Below are 18,740 nucleotides of genomic sequence, written 5' to 3'. Positions count from 1 at the left end.
TCAGAATTCCAGCTCCGCGCTGAAATACAGGACATGGCGACTGTCGTAGTTGTTATCGGCCCAGGTGGTGGGCTGGTTATCGAGGCGTTGTTGCAACATGCCGGCCAGCTCCACATTGGCTTTGCCCAGGGCAATGCGCTTGGCCACCCGCAGGTCGACCCGTTCGAAGCGATATTGGTTGAGCGCATCGTCGCCGTAGTAGAACAGCGCACTGGACCAGCCGTGGCCCCACTCGCGCAGCCAACCCGCCGAGCCGCTGTTGCGTGCGGTCTGCGCCTTGTCCAGCGGGTTGCTGGAAGCGGCGTCGACGTAAGCATAGGTCAGGCGCAGACGGTCGGTGTTGCTCATGCGCCAGTCGAACTGCGATTCGGCGCCGGTGAACCGTGCGCTGTTGGCGTTGCTGGCAATGTATTGGTTGTTGCGCAGCGGCGAGCTGATCATCTCGGTGATTTCGTCGTAGAACAGTTTCACGTCGACATTCAACCCGAAATCGGCAAAGAAGCCGTTGTAGCCCAGCTCTCGTGAACGCATCAACTCTTTATCGAGGTTGCCGGGGCCTCGCGTTACCACAAAATATTGCCCGGAGTTCTGCCCGTAGGTCGGGGAGCTCAAATTGGTGACGCGGTAGCTCCAGTTGACGTTGTTCTCGAACATGTCCGGCGAGCGAATCGCCTCGGAGTACACCGCCCGCAAGCCGTGGCGCGGGTTGATCAGGTAGTTGACCGCCACCCGTGGCGTCAGCGAGTTGCCGCTCAGGTGGGTGTCTTCGTACATGGCGCCGCCTTGCAGCAGCCAGTGTTCGCTGGCGCGCCATTCCAGGTGGCCGAACAAGCGCCAGGTGGTGTCGTCAAGGGTGCCGTTGAAGTAGGTGTCTGAGTCGGCGCGGTCGTAACGGTAGTTCATGCCGCTGACCAGGCGCAGGCTATCGGACAGGCTCAGGGTGTCCTGAATCTCCAGGTCGTAGCGGCTTTCGCGGGTGCTTTGGTCGATGTCGCCGCACACGCTTTGGTTCGCGCCGTTGCGCCACTGGTCGAGTACCTGGTTGCCCAGCGTTTGTTCGGCGGCACTGCCGGGTGGTGCAACGCCCTGGCTGTAGGTGTCCATGTGCCGCGCCAACCGTTCGGCATAGTTGGGGTTCAACTGCCACAACTGCGTCAGTTCCGGGCTGAACGAGACCTTGGCGTCACAGGCTTTCCAGACCTGCTGGCGGTCCCATTGCTGGGCCGAGCCTTGAATGTACAGGCTGTGTTCGGGGTTGAAGTCGAAGTTCCAGCGCAACGACCCGGCATAGTCCTTGGCGACGGCATCGGAATTGGTGCCGCCTTCGGTAATCCCGGCAAACACCGGCAGGTAGGTATAAGGACGCTGGTTGGTGCCTTCCTTGGCGTCAAATTGCCAATCGAGACTCTGTTGCGCATTCAGGGTCTGGCTCACCGCCAGGCTGAAGCGGTTGAGGCGGCGGCCGTCACGACGGTCGGCACCGACGGCGTCGCTGTCAAAGCCATCGTCCTGCTGGCCGGACAAGGACAGGCGCAAGTCACCGGTTTCCCAGCCCACACCCTGGCTGGCGTAATAGTCGTTGATGCCGCGTTGGCCACGGATGACTTTAATCCGCGAGCCGTGGCTGTTGGCCGGTGAGCGCGTGAGGATATTGACCACCGCCATCAGTGCGTTGGCGCCGTAGCTGACGGTGTTGGGGCCACGGAACACCTCGATGCGCTCGATATCTTCCATGGCCACCGGGATGTCGCTCCAGTCCACGGTGGCCAGGCCCGCGCGGTACACCGAGCGCCCGTCGATCAACACCTGCATGCGTCGCGCGTCGCTGGCGCTGGTGCCGTGGTAGTTCACCGCCGCCTGGTTGCCGGTGGTGTAGCCGACCATCATCCCCGGCACCAGCCGCAGCAGCTCGGCGATGTCGCGTGCGCCGCTGGCTTTGATCAGCTCGCTGTCGATCACCGTCATGCTGCCGGGCACGGCCGCGGCCGATTGCTTGAGGCGTGTGGCGGTCAACACTTGCGGCAGTGGTTGGCTGTCGAGAAACAGGTCATCCGCCAGCGCAGGTGTGCTGCACAGCAACATCAGCAACAGAGATGAGCGAGGAGGATGGCCCAGATGCACGGTGCAGCCTTGATAATTACGGATAGCCGCCCATGTTAACTGAGGTGGGGCCATTTGCCAGTCGTGGGACTTGCAATTACTTCACACAAGTGTGGCATTTTCCGACAAGCGCACGAATTGACGCGGGGGCTGGCCGCAAGCGGGTCGCCCCGTATAATGCCGCCATCGCCATGTAAGGATTAACGGATTGCATATGACTGAACAGCGCCCTATTGCGGTCCTGGGAGGCGGAAGTTTTGGTACCGCCGTGGCTAACCTGCTGGCTGAGAACGGCCACGCGGTGCGCCAGTGGATGCGTGATCCCGAGCAGGCCGAGGCCATCCGCGTGCATCGGGAAAACCCCCGTTACCTTAAAGGCATCAAGATTCATCCGGCGGTGGAGCCGGTCACCGACCTGTTGGCCACGCTGACCGACTGTGACCTGTGCTTTGTCGCGCTGCCTTCGAGCGCCTTGCGCTCGGTGTTGGCGCCCCACGCTGAACGCCTGGCCGGCAAGCTGCTGGTCAGCCTGACCAAAGGCATTGAGGCGCAGACCTTCAAGCTGATGAGCGAAATCCTCGCCGAGATCGCCCCGCAGGCGCGCATCGGCGTGCTGTCCGGGCCGAACCTGGCACGGGAAGTCGCCGAGCACGCGCTGACCGCCACGGTGGTGGCCAGTGAAGACGAAGCACTGTGCGAACGTGTGCAGGCCGTGCTGCATGGCCGTACCTTCCGCGTCTACGCCAGTGGCGACCGCTTTGGCGTCGAGCTGGGCGGGGCGCTGAAAAACGTCTACGCGATCATCGCCGGCATGGCCGTGGCGCTGGGCATGGGCGAGAACACCAAAAGCATGCTGATCACCCGCGCGCTGGCGGAGATGACCCGCTTTGCCGTGAACCAGGGCGCCAACCCGATGACCTTCCTCGGGCTGGCCGGCGTAGGTGACTTGATCGTCACCTGCTCGTCGCCCAAAAGCCGCAACTATCAAGTCGGCTTCGCCCTCGGCCAGGGCCTGAGCCTGGAAGACGCGGTCACGCGCCTGGGCGAAGTCGCCGAAGGCGTCAACACCCTCAAGGTGTTGAAGGCCAAGGCCCAGGAAGTCGGTGTGTACATGCCGCTGGTCGCCGGCCTGCATGCGATCCTGTTTGAAGGGCGCACCTTGGACCAGGTGATCGAGGTGCTGATGCGCGCCGAGCCCAAGACTGACGTCGACTTCATTTCCACCAGCGGTTTCAACTGAGGAACGCGCACATGAACGATCCTAAAGACACCCCAAAATACGAGTCCATCCTGCTGCGCGTCCTGTGGATGCTGGTGTTTGCCCTGGTGTGGCAAGTGGCGCAGTTCCTGCTCGGTGCGCTGGTGGTGGTGCAGCTGATTTATCGCCTGATCTACGGCGCGCCGAATCTGGGCCTGATGAATTTTGGCGACAGCCTCAGCCAGTTCCTGGCGCAGATCGGCCGTTTCGGCAGCTTTCACACCGAGCAGAAACCCTGGCCGTTCGCCGATTGGCCAACCCCGCGTGCACCCGAAGGCGAAGCCGCCCACAGCGTGCCGCCAGCGCCGCACCCGGTGCGTGATGAGGAGCCAAAGCTGTGAAGCTATGGATTTTGCGCCATGGTGAAGCCGAAGGGCATGCGCGCACCGACGCCGAGCGCAACCTCACCGAGCATGGCCGTGGTGAAGTGTTGCGCAGTGCTGCGCATCTGATTGGTCAGCCCATCAGTGCAATTATCGCCAGCCCTTATGTGCGGGCGCAGCAGACGGCGCATTTGGTGCGTGGTGCACTGGGGTTCGAGCCGCAGGTGCGCACGGTGCCGTGGTTGACGCCTGAGGGCAACCCGCAGCAAGTGCTGGAAAAGCTCGACACCGATGACAACGTGCTGCTGGTCAGCCACCAACCCTTGGTGGGCAGCCTGATCAGCTTTTTGCAGCATGGTCACCAGCGCCAGCCAGAGCCGATGCACACCGCCAGCCTGGCGGAGCTGGAAGGCGATTTTCCGCTGGCAGGGCTGATGAGCCTGGTCAGTGTGAAGCATCCGTAGGAAAAGCAATCGCGACTTTGTGTGCTATATAGTCAACCAAGCAAGTGCTTGGTTGGCTATCATCGGATCACAAAGGAGCGCGTCCCATGCCTGTCGCTTTTCGTTTGCCGTTGCAGGTCTTCTTCGAACGTGAAGCGCGACACCCGCGCAAACCCTTTCTGGTGCAACCCATCGGCGGCGGCGAGGTGCAGACGCTCACCTGGGGCGATGTCGGCCATCAGGCCCGTTGCGCCGCGCATTGGTTGCGCGCCCGGGAATTGCCCCAAGGCTCGCACATTGCCCTGATCTCGAAAAACTGTGCGCACTGGATCATTGCCGACCTGGCGATCTGGATGGCCGGGCATGTGTCGGTGCCGTTGTACCCCAACCTCACGGCCGAGTCCGTCAACCATGTGCTCACGCATTCCGAGGCGGCGCTGGTGCTGATCGGCAAGCTGGATGACTGGCCTGCGATGGCGCCCGGCATCCCGGCCGGGTTGCCGACCATCAGCTTGCCGTTGTGCCCGGCCGGCGACTTTGATTTCAGCTGGGCAGACCTGCAAGCCAATGCGCCGATCCAGGACAACCCCGCGCCGGATGCCGCAAGCCTGGCAACCATCGTCTACACCTCCGGCACGACCGGCCTGCCCAAAGGCGTGATGCAAACCTTTGGCGCCCTTGGATTTGCGGCCACGCGCGGCACAGAGATATTTGGCTTGGGCGAGGGCGACCGGCTGCTGTCGTACTTGCCGCTGTGCCATGTGGCGGAGCGCATGTTTGTCGAGCTGGCCTCAATCTATACCGGGCAAACTGTATTTTTCGCCGAAAACCTCGAGACTTTTCTGACCGACCTGCGCCGGGCGCGGCCCACAGCCTTGTTCGGCGTGCCGCGTATCTGGACCAAGTTCCAGATGGGCGTCTACGCCAAAATCCCGCAAAAACGCCTCGATACCCTGTTGCGTCTGCCTTTTATCGGCAAGCGCGTCGGGCACAAAGTGCTGGCCGGGCTGGGCCTGGATGCACTGCGCATCGCGCTGTCCGGCGCCGCCCCGGTGCCCGAGGCCCTGCTGCGCTGGTATCAACGCCTGGGCCTGGATGTGCTGGAGGTGTATGGCATGACCGAAAGCTGCGGCTATTCCCATGTATGCCGCCCTGGCCAACAAACGCTGGGTTGGATCGGCCTGCCGTGCCCTGGCGTCGAAGTGCGCATCGACTTGACGGGTGAAGTGCAGGTGCGCAGTGGTGCGACCATGCTCGGCTACTTCAAGGACCCGCAGAAAACCGCCGAAACCCTCACTGACGATGGCTTCCTGCGCACGGGCGACAAGGGTGAGCAGGACGCCGGTGGCCGCCTGCGCCTGACCGGGCGGCTCAAGGAGATCTTCAAGACCAGCAAGGGCAAATACGTGGCCCCGGCGCCGATCGAAAACCGCCTGGCTGAACACGCACGCATCGAACAGGTGTGCGTAGTCGGCGATGGCTTGCTGGCGCCGATGGGCCTATGCGTGTTGTCGGCTGGCAGCCAGGACCGGCAGGCACTGCGCAGCAGCCTGGAACGCTGGCTGGAACAGGTCAACGGCGCACTGGACAAGCATGAACGCTTGCGCCAACTGGTGGTGGTCAAAGACAACTGGGCGGTGGAAAACGGCTTTTTGACGCCGACCTTAAAGATAAAACGCAACGTGATCGAGTCGACTTACGGTGCACAATTTTCGGCTTGGAGCGAACGCAGTGAGCCGATTGTGTGGCAGGATTAGGACCGTAATAAAACCAATAAGGACGACTTCATGAGCTTGTGGCGCACCCAACCGAATATCGAGCAACTCAACGCCATCCAGAAAAACACCATCGGTGAACTGCTGGATATCCGTTTCGAAAGCTTCGACGACGAGTCGCTGACCGCGAGCATGGTGGTCGACCATCGCACCCACCAGCCGTACGGCCTGCTGCACGGTGGCGCGTCGGTGGTGCTGGCCGAAAGCGTCGGCTCCATGGCGGCTTACCTGTGCATTGATGCCAGCAAGTTCTATTGCGTGGGCCTTGAGGTCAACGCCAACCACTTGCGTGGTGTGCGCAGCGGGCGGGTGAGGGCGGTAGCACGGGCGATTCATATCGGCCGTACCACTCAGGTGTGGGACATTCGCTTGACCAGCGACGATGGCAAAGCCAGCTGTGTGTCGCGCCTGACCATGGCCGTGGTGCCGTTGGGCGAGAACCCGCCGGCACGATAGGCGTGGCGTGAGTGTCATCATTCCTGGCGGTTACAGTCATTGCTGTACGGCTTAAGGCTGGTGACAATTCACTTCTGTTCCCGTAGATGGATCCTGTATGTCGCAGCACGTGTTTTTTGCCCATGCCAATGGCTTTCCTTCGGCCACTTACGGCAAGTTGTTTGCCGCCCTGGCCCCGGAATACGCGGTGGCGCATTTGCCACAGCACGGTCACGACCCCAGGTTTCCGGTGGATGACAACTGGCAGAACCTGGTGGATGAGCTGATTCATCACCTGGAACAGCAACCGGAACCGGTGTGGGGCGTGGGCCATTCCTTGGGCGGCGTGCTGCACTTGCACGCGGCCATGCGCCGCCCGCAGCTGTACCGTGGTGTGGTGATGCTTGATTCGCCGGTGTTGACCCGCGCTGACCGCTGGGTAATTCGCGCTGCCAAACGTTTTGGCTTTATAGACCGCCTGACCCCGGCGGGGCGCACCTTGGGCCGGCGTGAAGAATTCAGCGACCTGGCCGCCGCACGCAGCTACTTCGCCGGCAAAACGCTGTTTCGCGGCTTCGACCCGGAATGCTTTGACGCGTACCTGCAACACGGCCTGCAACAGGTGGGCGATCGCCTGCGCTTGCGCTTTGACCCGGCCACCGAAATCAGTATCTACCGAGGCGTGCCCCATACCAGCCCAGGCCAGGTTCGCCAGCTGAAGGTGCCGCTGGCAGTGGTGCGCGGGCGTCAGAGCCGGGTGGTGATGCGTCACCATGCCAGTGGTGTCGATCGTCTGCCCATGGGTGAAATGCTCACCATGCCCGGCGGCCATATGTTCCCTCTCGAACGCCCTCAGGACACCGCGACGTTGATCAAGAACCTGTTTTCCCGCTGGGAAGCCCGTGAGCGCAGCTGCGCATGAGCAACCCCGTCGAAGAAGTGCGCCTGAGCCTGCCGCATATCGAATTGGCCGCGCATCTGTTCGGGCCTGAAGACGGCCTGCCGGTGATCGCCCTGCATGGTTGGCTGGACAACGCCAACAGCTTTGCGCGGCTGGCGCCCAAGCTTGCGGGTTTGCGCATCGTTGCGCTGGACATGGCCGGGCATGGGCACTCGGCGCATCGGCCTGTTGGGGCCGGCTACGCCTTGTGGGATTACGTGTTTGATGTGCTGCAAGTGGCTGAACAACTGGGCTGGAAACGTTTTGCATTACTTGGCCATTCCCTTGGCGCCATCGTTTCCCTGGTGTTGGCCGGAGCGCTGCCGGAACGCGTCACACACCTGGGGTTGATCGACGGCGTGATCCCGCCGACCGCCGCTGGCGAGAACGCCGCCGAGCGCCTCGGCATGGCATTGCAGGCGCAATTGAGCCTGCAAGACAAGCGCAAACCTGTCTACAGCACCTTGGATCGAGCCGTCGAAGCGCGCATGAAAGGTGTAGTGGCGGTCAGCCGTGAAGCCGCTGAACTGCTGGCCCAGCGCGGTTTGATGCCCGTTCCGGGCGGCTATACTTGGCGCACCGATGCACGCTTGACCCTGGCGTCGCCGATGCGCCTGACCGATGAACAGGCGATGGCTTTCGTGCGACGTGTGGGTTGCCCTACACAATTGGTCGTCGCGGCTGACGGCATGCTGGCGAAACATTCCGAATTGCTTTCTCAGCTACCTTTTACGGTGAACACGCTGCCGGGCGGCCATCATTTACACCTTAATGATGAGCCCGGCGCGATCCTTGTTGCAGACTGTTTCAATCGGTTTTTCTCCATGCCTTGACTTGGCGGGGTCAACTGCCGAGGCTGGGCGGATTGAAAGGGAGTCAACCATGTACGAACTCAACACCGCTGCGCACTTCGATGGCCAGGGCTCAATCATCCGATGAGCCTGCGTAAAGAATGTCTCCGTGTCCTCGGGCTGTGCTGTTTCAGCCCCTTGGTGTTCGCCGCCGATGTGCCAGGCAGCCAGGATCTGCCGACCGTGGCCCGTCAGGTCGACGCGCAAATCGTCGATTATCGCCCCGCCGAAGAAAAAGAACGCATCTACCCCATGGGCGCGATCCGCAAGATCAGCGGCCAGTTGCGCTACGAAGGCCAGGCTACGGCGCGCGGCCAAACCACTGCAATCACCTATGAGCTGCCTGCCGAGCACACCTCCAGCGCCGCATTTACCGCGACGCGCGAAGCGCTTCAGGCCAAGGGCGCGCAGCTGTTGTTCTGGTGCCAGGCGCGTGATTGCGGCGAAAGCAGCCTGTGGGCCAATGAAGTGTTCGGCAATGCCAAGCTGGTCGGCGCCGACGGCCAGCAGGAATACCTGCTGCTGCGCCTGGCCGCCCCGCAAGACAACTCGTTGGTGGCGCTGTATGGCATAACGCGCGGCAACCGCCGGGCTTATCTGCATGTAGAACAACTGGACGCCGGAGCGCCGTTGGGCGACTTGCTGCCCACCTCGGCAACCTTGCTGCGCGAGCTGAAAAGCACCGGCGAGCTGGACTTTCCGGCACTCGGCAGCGCGCCTGACGCCACTTGGCTGACCTTGATTTCCCGTGGCTTGAACCTCGACGCCACCTTGCGCGTGAGCCTCACCGGGCCGACCGCCGAAGCCTGGCGCCAGGGCCTGATCGACAGCGGTGTGCGGGCTGCCCGCCTGGAAACCGGCAGCGGTGACGCTAAGGGTTTGCACCTGCATCTGATACGCTGACCGTTATCAAGGCGAACGGACCCGTGCCGTTCGCCTAAGCTCTCTTCCTACAGCCTTATTCTCGAGATACCCGATGCTCAATAACGATCGCCTACTGGTGCAAATCCTGCTGCTGGTGTTGTTTGGTGCCAGCTTCTGGGTGATGGCGCCGTTCTGGTCGGCGCTGTTCTGGGGCGCGGTGCTGGCCTTTGCCAGCTGGCCGCTGATGCGTTTGCTCACGCGCTGGCTGGGTGGCCGCGAATCCCTCGCGGCGGGCATTCTGACCCTGGGCTGGATGTTGCTGGTGGCGGTGCCGCTGGTGTGGCTGGGGTTCAACCTGGCCGACCATGTGCGCGATGCGGTCGGCCTGATCAAGGATATCCAGGTTGACGGCTTGCCCGCCGCACCTGCCTGGCTGAACTCGATCCCCTTTGTTGGCGAGCGGCTGGTGGCGACCTGGGACAGCATCGACCAACAGGGCGCGGCGCTGATGGTCAGCATCAAGCCGTACCTGGGGCAGGTGGGTAACTGGCTGCTGGCGCGCAGTGCGCAAATTGGCGGCGGTATCCTCGAGCTGACCCTGAGCCTGGTGTTCGTGTTCTTCTTTTACCGTGATGGGCCACGGCTGGCGATGTTTGCCCATCGGTTGCTGGAGCGCCTGATCGGCGAGCGCGCCGGTTACTACATCGAGTTGGTGGCCGGCACTGTGCAGCGCGTGGTCAACGGCGTGATTGGTACGGCGGCGGCCCAGGCCCTGCTGGCGCTGATCGGCTTCCTGATTGCGGGGGTGCCGGGCGCGCTGGTGCTGGGCATCGTCACCTTCCTGCTCAGCCTGATCCCTATGGGGCCGCCGCTGGTGTGGATCCCGGCCACGGCCTGGCTGGCATGGAAGGGCGACTACACCTATGCGGTGTTTCTCGGTGTATGGGGCACGTTCATCATCAGTGGCGTGGACAACGTGCTCAAGCCGTACCTGATCAGCCGAGGCGGCAACCTGCCGCTGGTGATCGTGCTGTTAGGCGTGTTTGGCGGCTTGATTGCCTTTGGCTTCATCGGCCTGTTTATCGGCCCGACGTTGTTGGCGGTGGCCTACAGCCTGCTGACGGATTGGAGCGCGACCCAGTCCCAGGAACGTCGCGAAGATAAAGCACTTTAGGCCCTCGGTAACCACATCACGGCCGTGAGGCCACCGCCTGGGGTTTCCTCCAGGCTGAGGTGGCCGCCGAGGCGTTCTACGGCTTCCTTGGAGATCGTCATGCCCAGGCCAACGCCGCCGGAGTTGCGGTTGCGTGAGCCTTCGAGGCGAAAAAACGGTTCGAACACCGCCTCGCGTTTATCCGCCGCAATCCCCGGCCCGTGGTCGATCACGCGGATCACCAGGGCGCCACGGCTGTCCGCCAACTCAATACGCGCCGTGCCGGCATACCGCAGGGCGTTGTCGATCAAGTTGTTGAGGCACGAACGCAGTGCCATCGGTTGCACCTGCAACGGTACGCACGTGCCGGAGAACTGTACGTCCGAGCCTTGGTCCTGGGCGTTTTCGCTGAGGGACTCGACCAGCGCCTGCACATCGAGCCAGTGCCGGGTCTCGCTGGTGCGTTGTTCGTGCAGGTAGCTCAAGGTGGCGTCGAGCATGCCGATCATGTCGTCCAGGTCCTGGCGCATCTGGCCTTGCAGCTTGGTGTCTTCGATCTGCTCCAGGCGCAGCTTGAGGCGTGACAGCGGCGTGCGCAGGTCATGGGAGACGGCGCCGAGCATGCGCGCGCGCTGGCTGACTTGTTCGCGGATGCGTTTTTGCATCAGGTTGAAGGTCGATGCAGCCTGGCGTGCTTCCCGTGGCCCGGATTCGTCGAGTGGCGGGCTGTCGAGGTCAAGGCTCAAGCGTTCGGCCGCTGCGCTCAGGCGCTGGATCGGCCGGCTCAGCAGTTTGGCGCCGTACCAGGCGGCGATGATCAGCGAGATAAACTGGAAGGTCAGCGGTACAACGGGGCCGCCGTACCAGGGGCGGTGATGGCGGGCCAATGGCTTCATCGTGCCGTCTGGTTGCTCGACAAAGGTTTCCTGGGGCCGTGGTGGTGGCGGGCCGTAATGACGGAACCAGAAAATGGCCAGTACATGAGCGAGCACAATAGCCACCAGCAATACGCCGAACAGCCTGCCAAACAGCGTATTGAAGGTGGCGCGCATCAACCGATATCCCGGGCGTCGAACAGGTAGCCTTCGCCACGCACGGTCTTGATCAGTTGCGGTGCTTTCGGGTCATCCCCAAGCTTCTGGCGCAGGCGCGATACGAGCAGATCGATGCTGCGGTCAAAGGCTTCGATGGAGCGGCCACGGGCGGCATCGAGCAATTGTTCGCGGCTCAAAACACGGCGCGGGCGCTCGATAAACACCCACAGCAAGCGAAATTCCGCGTTGGACAGCGGCACCACCAGGCCATCGTCGGCCACCAGTTGGCGCAATACGCTGTTGAGCCGCCAGTTATCGAAACGGATGTTGGCGCGCTGCTCGGTGCGGTCATCGCGCACCCGGCGCAGGATGGTCTGGATACGCGCCACCAGCTCGCGCGGTTCGAACGGCTTGGACATATAGTCATCGGCGCCCAGTTCCAGGCCGATGATGCGGTCGGTGGGTTCGCAGCGTGCGGTGAGCATCAAAATCGGGATGTCCGATTCAGTGCGCAGCCAACGGCACAGCGACAGGCCGTCTTCGCCCGGCAGCATCAGGTCGAGCACCACCACATCAAAGGTTTCGGCTTGCATGGCGGTGCGCATGGCCGTGCCGTCGGTGACGCCGGTGGCAAGAATATTGAAGCGGGCCAGGTAGTCGATCAGCAGTTCACGGATCGGCAGGTCGTCATCGACGATCAGCGCGCGGGTGTTCCACCGCTTGTCTTCGGCGATCACCGCGCTTTTTTGCTCTTCGTTTACAGAGACGGTAGGGGTATGCATAGTGCGATCATCTGCCTGGGTTGTTGCATTGAGCATAGGCGCCCGGCTCCATGGCTGGAAGTGCCGGGCGAGCGGTCATGTGCGCGAGGCTAGTCGCGGGGCGTGTTGAGGGCATGTCGGGAATGTATCAGTCTTGACACAACTTCTTAAAACACTGGGTTATGCGCGTTTGATCAGCATTTTACCGATCATCGGATCCCGCAACGGCGCCGCTTGCGCTACAATCCGCGCCGATTTCGACTTGCCTGAGAGCCCATTCCAATGTCCGTCTGCCAGACTCCTATCATCGTCGCCCTGGATTACCCCACTCGTGACGCCGCACTGAAGCTGGCTGACCAGTTGGACCCCGCGCTTTGCCGGGTCAAGGTCGGCAAGGAGCTGTTCACCAGCTGCGCCGCCGAAATCGTCGGCACTCTGCGTGACAAAGGCTTCGAAGTATTCCTCGACCTGAAATTCCATGACATCCCCAATACTACGGCCATGGCGGTTAAAGCCGCCGCCGAAATGGGCGTGTGGATGGTCAATGTGCACTGCTCCGGCGGCCTGCGCATGATGAACGCCTGCCGTGAAGTGCTCGAGCAGCGCAGCGGCCCGAAACCCTTGCTGATCGGTGTGACCGTGCTCACCAGCATGGAACGCGAAGACCTGGCCGGCATCGGCCTGGACATCGAGCCGCAGGAGCAGGTACTGCGCCTCGCAGCCTTGGCGCAGAAGGCTGGCCTGGATGGCCTGGTGTGTTCGGCCCTGGAAGCCCAGGCGCTGAAGACCGCGCACCCGTCGCTGCAACTGGTAACCCCGGGGATTCGTCCCGCGGGCAGCGCCCAGGATGACCAGCGTCGTATCCTGACGCCGCGTCAGGCGCTGGATGCAGGCTCGGACTACCTGGTGATCGGTCGCCCGATCAGCCAGGCGGCGGACCCGGCCAAGGCACTGGCCGCGGTCGTCGCCGAAATCGCCTGATACCTGTGGGAGCTGGCTTGCCTGCGATGCGGGTAACTCGGTCTTTCAGCCATACCGAGTTGATGCTATCGCAGGCAAGCCAGCTCCCACATTGATAGTGCTCACACCAGGTTCTGCAGTGGGTCAGCTGACTTTAAGCACCAATTTCCCAAAGTTCTCGCCGTTAAACAGCTTCATCAACGTCTCCGGGAACGTCTCCAGCCCCTCGACAATATCTTCCTTGCTCTTGAGCTTGCCCTGGGCCATCCAGCCGGCCATTTCCATGCCGGCGGCGGCAAAGTTCGCCGCGTGGTCCATTACCACAAACCCTTCCATGCGCGCACGATTGACCAGCAACGACAAATAGTTGGCCGGGCCTTTCACGGCTTCTTTATTGTTGTACTGGCTGATTGCGCCGCAGATCACCACCCGTGCCTTCAAGGCCAGGCGGCTGAGCACGGCGTCGAGAATGTCGCCGCCGACGTTATCAAAATACACATCCACGCCTTTAGGGCATTCGCGCTTGAGGGCGGCGGGCACGTCTTCGCTTTTGTAGTCGATGGCCGCGTCAAAGCCCAGTTCATCAATGAGGAACTTGCACTTGTCGGCGCCCCCGGCGATGCCCACCACGCGGCAACCCTTGAGCTTGGCAATCTGCCCGGCAATGCTGCCCACTGCGCCAGCGGCGCCGGAGATCACCACGGTATCGCCAGCCTTGGGCGCGCCGGTGTCGAGCAGGGCGAAGTAGGCGGTCATGCCGGTCATGCCCAGCGCTGACAGGTAGCGCGGCAGCGGGGCCAGTTTGGGGTCGACCTTATAAAAGCCGCGCGGCTCGCCCAGGAAATAATCCTGCACACCCAGTGCGCCGTTCACATAATCACCCACGGCAAATTTCGGGTTGTTCGAGGCAATCACCTTGCCCACGCCCAGCGCCCGCATCACTTCACCGATGCCGACCGGTGGAATGTAGGATTTACCCTCGTTCATCCAGCCACGCATGGCCGGGTCCAGGGACAAGTATTCATTGCGCACCAGCACTTGCCCATCACCTGGCGTGCCCACCGGCACTTCCTGGTAGGTAAAGGTCTCCCGCGTGGCGGCGCCGACCGGGCGTTTGGCGAGCAGGAATTGGCGGTTGGTCTGGGCAGTCATGGCAGGGACTCTGTTAGAAGTGAACCCTGAGTGATAGACCTTCAGCGGCCTGGGGGCAAGGTTAAGGGTGGCTGCGAATGCCCGCCGATAGGTTGGACTGATAGTTCGCCTGGGCGTCTTATCACTGCGATTCATGCAACCCCAACCGGCCATATGATAGTGCTGACGCGCCCGCCGTCGGCTTGGCTAGACTCGGCCCACGGCTATTTCTTGCATAGGACATCCCCCATGAGCATGACGTTTTCCGGCCAGGTTGCCCTGGTGACCGGCGCCGCCGCCGGTATTGGCCGCGCCACCGCGCTGGCATTTGCCGCAGAAGGCTTGAAAGTAGTGGTAGCCGACCTGGATGTGGCGGGCGGCGAGGGCACGGTTGCGTTGATTCAACAAGCAGGCGGCGAAGCGCTGTTCGTACGTTGCAATGTCACGCTGGATGCCGACGTACAGCAATTGATGGCACAGACCATCGCCGCCTATGGGCGCCTGGACTATGCCTTCAACAATGCCGGCATCGAGATTGAGAAGGGTAAGCTGGCCGACGGCAGCCTGGATGAGTTCGATGCAATCATGGGCGTCAACGTCAAGGGCGTGTGGTTGTGCATGAAGTATCAACTGCCGCTGTTACTGGCCCAGGGCGGCGGTGCGATCGTCAACACCGCCTCGGTAGCCGGGCTGGGCGCTGCGCCGAAGATGAGCATCTATGCGGCGTCCAAGCATGCTGTGATCGGCCTGACCAAATCGGCCGCAATTGAATATGCAAAGAAGAAAATCCGCGTGAATGCGGTGTGCCCTGCGGTGATCGACACCGACATGTTCCGCCGTGCCTATGAAGCAGACCCGCGCAAAGCCGAGTTCGCCGCCGCCATGCACCCGGTTGGGCGCATCGGCAAGGTCGAGGAAATCGCCAGTGCCGTGCTGTACCTGTGCAGTGATGGGGCGGCGTTTACCACCGGGCAAGCCTTGGCGGTGGATGGTGGCGCAACGGCTATCTAGGACTCCATGCCATGCACTCTTAGAAAAGGATGGGGCTGCTGTGGGGCGTTTCCATGGCTGGCACAAGGCCTCGTCAGAATGTGTATCAGCAGGTAAATAAGTCAATAAAATCAATACTTTAATAATTTTTTGCGGCCGGCTTGAGCGAGCTTCTGTGCTTAACTGTTTGGGGTTGAATAACAGACAGTTCAAGTGAGTGGCTCATGGATTTAGGGATCGATCGACAAGCCCTTGTACCGGTGGTGCAGCAAATCGTCAGCGCGGTGGCGCAATGGATACGCAAGAGCGGCGCGAGCCCCGGCACGCGCTTGCCGTCCATCCGGCAACTGGCCCTCGACAACCTGCTCAGCCAGTCCAGCGTGATCGAGGCTTTCGAGCGAATGGTGGCCCAGGGGTTGTTGGCGTCCAGGCAAGGCTCGGGATTTGTGGTCGCCCAGCCGCCTGTTTGCCTTGAAGGCCACTGGTATGAGGGTGCAGAGCTGGGCTGGGGCGCCTATGTCGATGGCCCGTTGGGCGAGTTGAAGCTGGGTTGCGGCTGGCTGCCGGACACATGGCGTGAAAGTGATGACCTGTGCTACGCGATACGGGAAATCAGCCGCACCGACACGGCCGGTCTCTTCAACTACAGCACGCCATTGGGCCTGCCAGCATTGCGCGAGCAACTGCTCAAGCGGCTGACCCAGATAAAGGTGGGCACCTGCCTGGATCGCATCCTGACCACCCATGGTGCCGGCCATGCACAGGACCTGTTGATCCGCTCATTGCTCAAGGCTGGCGATACGGTGGTGGTCGAGACGCCGGGCTACGCCAACCTCTATCGACAATTGGAGCGCCATGGCGTCACGTTGCTGGAAGTTCCGCGCACCGTGGGCGGCCCGGACATGCCAGTGCTTGAGCAACTGCTGCTACGGCATCGTCCCAAGTGCCTGTTCATCAACTGCCTCTACCACAACCCAACCGGCACCAGCCTGTGCCGCGCCGTGGCTGAACGGTTGCTGGAGCTTTCGCGACGCGATGGCTTCCTGATCATTGAAGAAGACGTCTATGGCGACCTGCAGCACGCCAGTTGCACGCGGCTGTCGGCGTTGCCCCATGATGACCGGGTGATCTACGTATCAAGCTTTTCCAAAACCCTGAGCAGTGCCTTGCGCGTGGGCTACGTCAGTGCCGGCACAGATATCGTTGCGAAAATGGCCAGCCTCAAGACCCTGACCGGTATCGGCACTTCACGGTTTGCCGAAGCAGTGGTCGCCACATTGCTGGCCAATGGCACCTACCGCAAGTGGGTGCAACGCCTGCGCAAGCGTTTGAATGCGCAAATGGCAGCCACCCTGCAGGTGCTGGAGGATGAGGAATGGCAGGTGTTTGCCGTGCCTGCTGGCGGTATGTTTGTGTGGGCGCGGCCGGGCCTGGGCGATCATTCACGGTTGCAGGCGTGCGCGCGCAGGCTTGGTGTCCTGCTGTCTTGCGGGGCGCTGTTCACTCCCCGCGGTGAGCACAGTGACTGGTTGCGCATAAATGTGGCCTATGCTGCTGATCAGCGGGCTTTGGAGTTGTTCCGTGCCATGGGGCCTGCCAGATCGACCTCAACCATTCTGAAAACGACGAGCATGTAGCTTTTTGCCATTATTGTGACGCCAACGTCTTGTGCCAATGGCGTCTCGTTGCGAATCTCGCTGCATGGCAACCAGGCTTGCTGGCATCTGCCCGTGCAAGAGGATTCAAGTGCAATGATTTCGGCCGTGCAACGACGTTTCGCCAACCTCGGTATGGCAAAAAAGCTGGGCTTGGGCTTCTTCCTGGTGCTGCTGCTGACGGCGCTGGTGGCGGCCATTGGCGTGTGGTCGCTGCAAACCATTGGCCAGCGTTTCGAAGGCCTCAATGCCATGTCCTCGCTCAACAGCGGCTTGCTCAAGGTGCGCTTGATCGAGCAAGACTACGCGTTGCACGCCGACCCCAAAGCCGTTGATGCCTTGCATGAGAGTGTCGATGCACTGGCCGCCCTGGCGGCCACGCTCAAGGCCCAGTCCGCCGCCAATGTGCCGGTGATGGGTGACGTTGAACAAGCGTTGGCCGCGTATCGCAAGGCGTTCGATGAATTTGTCGAGTTGACCCAGACCAAGGACCTGGCTTTGGAAATGGCCAGTTGGTCCGTTTCCAGCGTGGCCAATAACCTCGATGTGCTGCAAGCCGGCCTGGCCGACGATGGCGCCTATGGCCTCAAGGAAAGCCAGGGCAAGGAGGGCGCCGAGTTTATCGAGCAGGCCGGGCAGGTCAGCCAGGTGTCTCGCTTGATGCTGCAAGCCATGAACGAGGCGCGGGTACGCCTGGACCAGAGCCGCAAGGCCGATGCCGACAACGCCGAACAGGGCAAGATCGAACAGGCCGACCAGGCCCTGGCGCAGGTTGAGCAGTTGAAAACCTCGGTCAAGGACGCGGGTTACCAGACCGTGCTCAATGAGGTGTCCGGGCATATTGCGGCCTTCAGCGAAAAGCTCGGTGAGTACACCGGTTTGCTGGCTCAGGAAAAAATCGTCTACAAGCAATTGCATGACCGCGCCGACCAGGTGGTCAGCCGGGTCAACCAGGCGTATGCCGCCGAAGACCAGTCGATGCAGGCGCAATTGAAGAAAAGCACGCTGCTGATCGTCGGTTCCTCGGCACTGGCGTTACTGGTGGGGCTGGTTGCAGCCTGGCTGATTACCCGCCTGATCGTGGCGCCGCTGCGCAGTGTGATCGCAGTGGCCCAGCGGATCGCCGCCGGTGACCTGAGCGGGCGGATGGAGGTCAGTCGCCGCGATGAAATTGGCCAACTGATGCAAGCGATGCAACAGATGGGCAATGGCTTGAGCCAGATGGTCAGCGGCTTGCAGGCCGGCATAGAGCAATTGGCCAGCTCTGCGCAATCACTTTCCAGCGTCACCGAACAAACCAATGTAGAGGTCAGCAGCCAGAAGGAGGAGACCGAGCAGGTTGCCACGGCGATGAACCAGATGACCGCCACCGTGCATGACGTGGCGCGTAACGCCGAAGAAGCCGCGCAAGCGGCGCAGACCGCCGATGCCAAGGTCGACAGCGGCCAGCAGGTGGTGCGTCAGAGCCTGCAACGCATCGAATTGCTGGCGTCCTCCAGCACCAGTGCCAGCGCCAGCATCGACAGCCTCAGTGCCGAAATCCAGCACATCGGCACGGTATTGGGGGTAATTAAAAGTGTCGCCGAACAGACCAACCTGCTGGCCCTTAACGCTGCCATCGAGGCCGCCCGCGCCGGCGAGCAAGGCCGAGGGTTTGCGGTGGTGGCCGATGAGGTGAGGGCGCTGGCCAAGCGCACTCAGCAATCGACCGAGGAGATCGAGCGGTTGGTGAGTACTTTGCGCAGTGCGGCGCAGTCATCGGTGCAGCAGATTCAGCAAAGCGGCGAGCTGGTGAAACTGGCCGTCAGCGATGCGCTGGAAACCGAGAGCGCGTTGGGCAGCATCGCCGCTGCCGTCTCCCTGATCCAGCAGATGAATCAGCAGATTGCCGCCGCCGCCGAGGAGCAAAGTTCGGTGGCCGAAGAGATCAATCGCAGTGTCACCAGTATCCGCGCGAGTGCCGACCAATCGGCGCTGAGCATGCAAGGCAACGCCGCCTCGAGCATTCAGCTGGCGCAGCTGGGGGCCGAACTCAAGGGCATGGTGGGGCACTTCCGCCTTTGATCA

Annotated in this window: 17 protein-coding genes and 1 pseudogene; 14 read left to right on the top strand and 4 right to left on the bottom strand. The window is 61.9% G+C overall.

Annotation, left to right across the window (positions count from 1 at the left end):
• Entirely contained in the window at positions 1-2,121 is a 2,121-nt protein-coding gene (locus tag ACQY47_RS05465) for a TonB-dependent receptor plug domain-containing protein (RefSeq protein ID WP_428556357.1), read from the bottom strand.
• A gap of 193 nt (positions 2,122-2,314) precedes the next feature.
• Here ACQY47_RS05465 and ACQY47_RS05460 point away from each other — a divergent pair, with 193 nt between their 5' ends.
• From ACQY47_RS05460 to ACQY47_RS05420, 9 genes are all read left to right on the top strand, one after another.
• Positions 2,315-3,340, top strand: a complete 1,026-nt coding sequence (locus ACQY47_RS05460; RefSeq protein ID WP_099549019.1) for an NAD(P)H-dependent glycerol-3-phosphate dehydrogenase — start codon at positions 2,315-2,317, stop codon at positions 3,338-3,340.
• An 11-nt stretch (positions 3,341-3,351) separates the two neighbouring features.
• Positions 3,352-3,699: a DUF4389 domain-containing protein gene (locus tag ACQY47_RS05455; protein WP_017134465.1), complete on the top strand. Its 348-nt coding sequence runs from the start codon at positions 3,352-3,354 to the stop codon at positions 3,697-3,699.
• Complete coding sequence (gene sixA, locus ACQY47_RS05450; protein ID WP_428556353.1) at positions 3,696-4,145, top strand: phosphohistidine phosphatase SixA; 450 nt, start codon at positions 3,696-3,698, stop codon at positions 4,143-4,145. Before ACQY47_RS05455 ends, sixA begins: the two co-directional genes overlap by 4 nt.
• A gap of 86 nt (positions 4,146-4,231) precedes the next feature.
• A complete protein-coding gene (locus tag ACQY47_RS05445) occupies positions 4,232-5,881 on the top strand; it encodes an AMP-binding protein (RefSeq protein WP_428556350.1) in 1,650 nt (549 codons plus the stop codon).
• A gap of 30 nt (positions 5,882-5,911) precedes the next feature.
• Positions 5,912-6,355 (top strand): hotdog fold thioesterase, encoded by a 444-nt coding sequence (locus tag ACQY47_RS05440; RefSeq protein WP_138449178.1) that lies wholly within the window; start codon positions 5,912-5,914, stop codon positions 6,353-6,355.
• A gap of 97 nt (positions 6,356-6,452) precedes the next feature.
• Entirely contained in the window at positions 6,453-7,256 is an 804-nt protein-coding gene (locus tag ACQY47_RS05435; protein WP_099549015.1) for an alpha/beta fold hydrolase, read from the top strand.
• Complete coding sequence (locus ACQY47_RS05430; RefSeq protein WP_177033492.1) at positions 7,253-8,107, top strand: alpha/beta hydrolase; 855 nt, start codon at positions 7,253-7,255, stop codon at positions 8,105-8,107. Before ACQY47_RS05435 ends, ACQY47_RS05430 begins: the two co-directional genes overlap by 4 nt.
• Before the next feature lie 102 nt (positions 8,108-8,209).
• A complete protein-coding gene (locus ACQY47_RS05425; protein WP_017134459.1) occupies positions 8,210-9,028 on the top strand; it encodes a DUF4892 domain-containing protein in 819 nt (272 codons plus the stop codon).
• A 73-nt stretch (positions 9,029-9,101) separates the two neighbouring features.
• Positions 9,102-10,163: an AI-2E family transporter gene (locus tag ACQY47_RS05420; RefSeq protein ID WP_056859710.1), complete on the top strand. Its 1,062-nt coding sequence runs from the start codon at positions 9,102-9,104 to the stop codon at positions 10,161-10,163.
• Here ACQY47_RS05420 and ACQY47_RS05415 read toward each other — a convergent pair.
• Both ACQY47_RS05415 and ACQY47_RS05410 read right to left on the bottom strand, forming a co-directional pair.
• Positions 10,160-11,194, bottom strand: a complete 1,035-nt coding sequence (locus ACQY47_RS05415) for a sensor histidine kinase (protein WP_017134457.1) — start codon at positions 11,192-11,194, stop codon at positions 10,160-10,162. The two genes, ACQY47_RS05420 and ACQY47_RS05415, sit on opposite strands and share 4 nt — an antisense overlap.
• Complete coding sequence (locus ACQY47_RS05410) at positions 11,194-11,958, bottom strand: response regulator (protein WP_026013476.1); 765 nt, start codon at positions 11,956-11,958, stop codon at positions 11,194-11,196. The genes ACQY47_RS05415 and ACQY47_RS05410 overlap by 1 nt, the downstream gene beginning before the upstream one ends.
• Positions 11,959-12,219: 261 nt before the next feature.
• Here ACQY47_RS05410 and pyrF point away from each other — a divergent pair, with 261 nt between their 5' ends.
• On the top strand, positions 12,220-12,918 hold the full coding sequence (gene pyrF, locus ACQY47_RS05405; protein ID WP_017134455.1) for an orotidine-5'-phosphate decarboxylase: 699 nt from the start codon (positions 12,220-12,222) through the stop codon (positions 12,916-12,918).
• A 123-nt stretch (positions 12,919-13,041) separates the two neighbouring features.
• On the opposite strand, the gene ACQY47_RS05400 is transcribed toward pyrF, so the two are convergent.
• Positions 13,042-14,049, bottom strand: a complete 1,008-nt coding sequence (locus tag ACQY47_RS05400; RefSeq protein WP_017134454.1) for an NADP-dependent oxidoreductase — start codon at positions 14,047-14,049, stop codon at positions 13,042-13,044.
• A gap of 228 nt (positions 14,050-14,277) precedes the next feature.
• On the opposite strand from ACQY47_RS05400, the gene ACQY47_RS05395 reads away from it, so the two are divergent.
• The 4 genes and pseudogenes from ACQY47_RS05395 (at position 14,278) to ACQY47_RS05380 (ending at position 18,737) form a co-directional block, all read left to right on the top strand.
• The gene (locus ACQY47_RS05395; protein ID WP_200434251.1) at positions 14,278-15,039 is read left to right on the top strand and encodes an SDR family oxidoreductase; all 762 of its coding nucleotides are present in this window, start codon (positions 14,278-14,280) and stop codon (positions 15,037-15,039) included.
• 203 nt (positions 15,040-15,242) lie between these two features.
• Positions 15,243-16,655: a PLP-dependent aminotransferase family protein gene (locus ACQY47_RS05390; RefSeq protein WP_017134452.1), complete on the top strand. Its 1,413-nt coding sequence runs from the start codon at positions 15,243-15,245 to the stop codon at positions 16,653-16,655.
• 114 nt (positions 16,656-16,769) lie between these two features.
• Positions 16,770-17,831, top strand: a pseudogene (locus ACQY47_RS05385) (HAMP domain-containing protein); the annotation flags it as partial.
• Entirely contained in the window at positions 17,820-18,737 is a 918-nt protein-coding gene (locus ACQY47_RS05380; protein ID WP_428557342.1) for a methyl-accepting chemotaxis protein, read from the top strand. The pseudogene ACQY47_RS05385 and the gene ACQY47_RS05380, both read left to right, overlap by 12 nt.
• Positions 18,738-18,740 lie beyond the last annotated feature (3 nt).

The organism is Pseudomonas edaphica, from assembly GCF_965277385.1.
Lineage (GTDB): Bacteria > Pseudomonadota > Gammaproteobacteria > Pseudomonadales > Pseudomonadaceae > Aquipseudomonas > Aquipseudomonas edaphica.
Note: the sequence above shows the minus strand (reverse complement) of the source record. Positions and strands in the feature narration are given on the sequence as shown.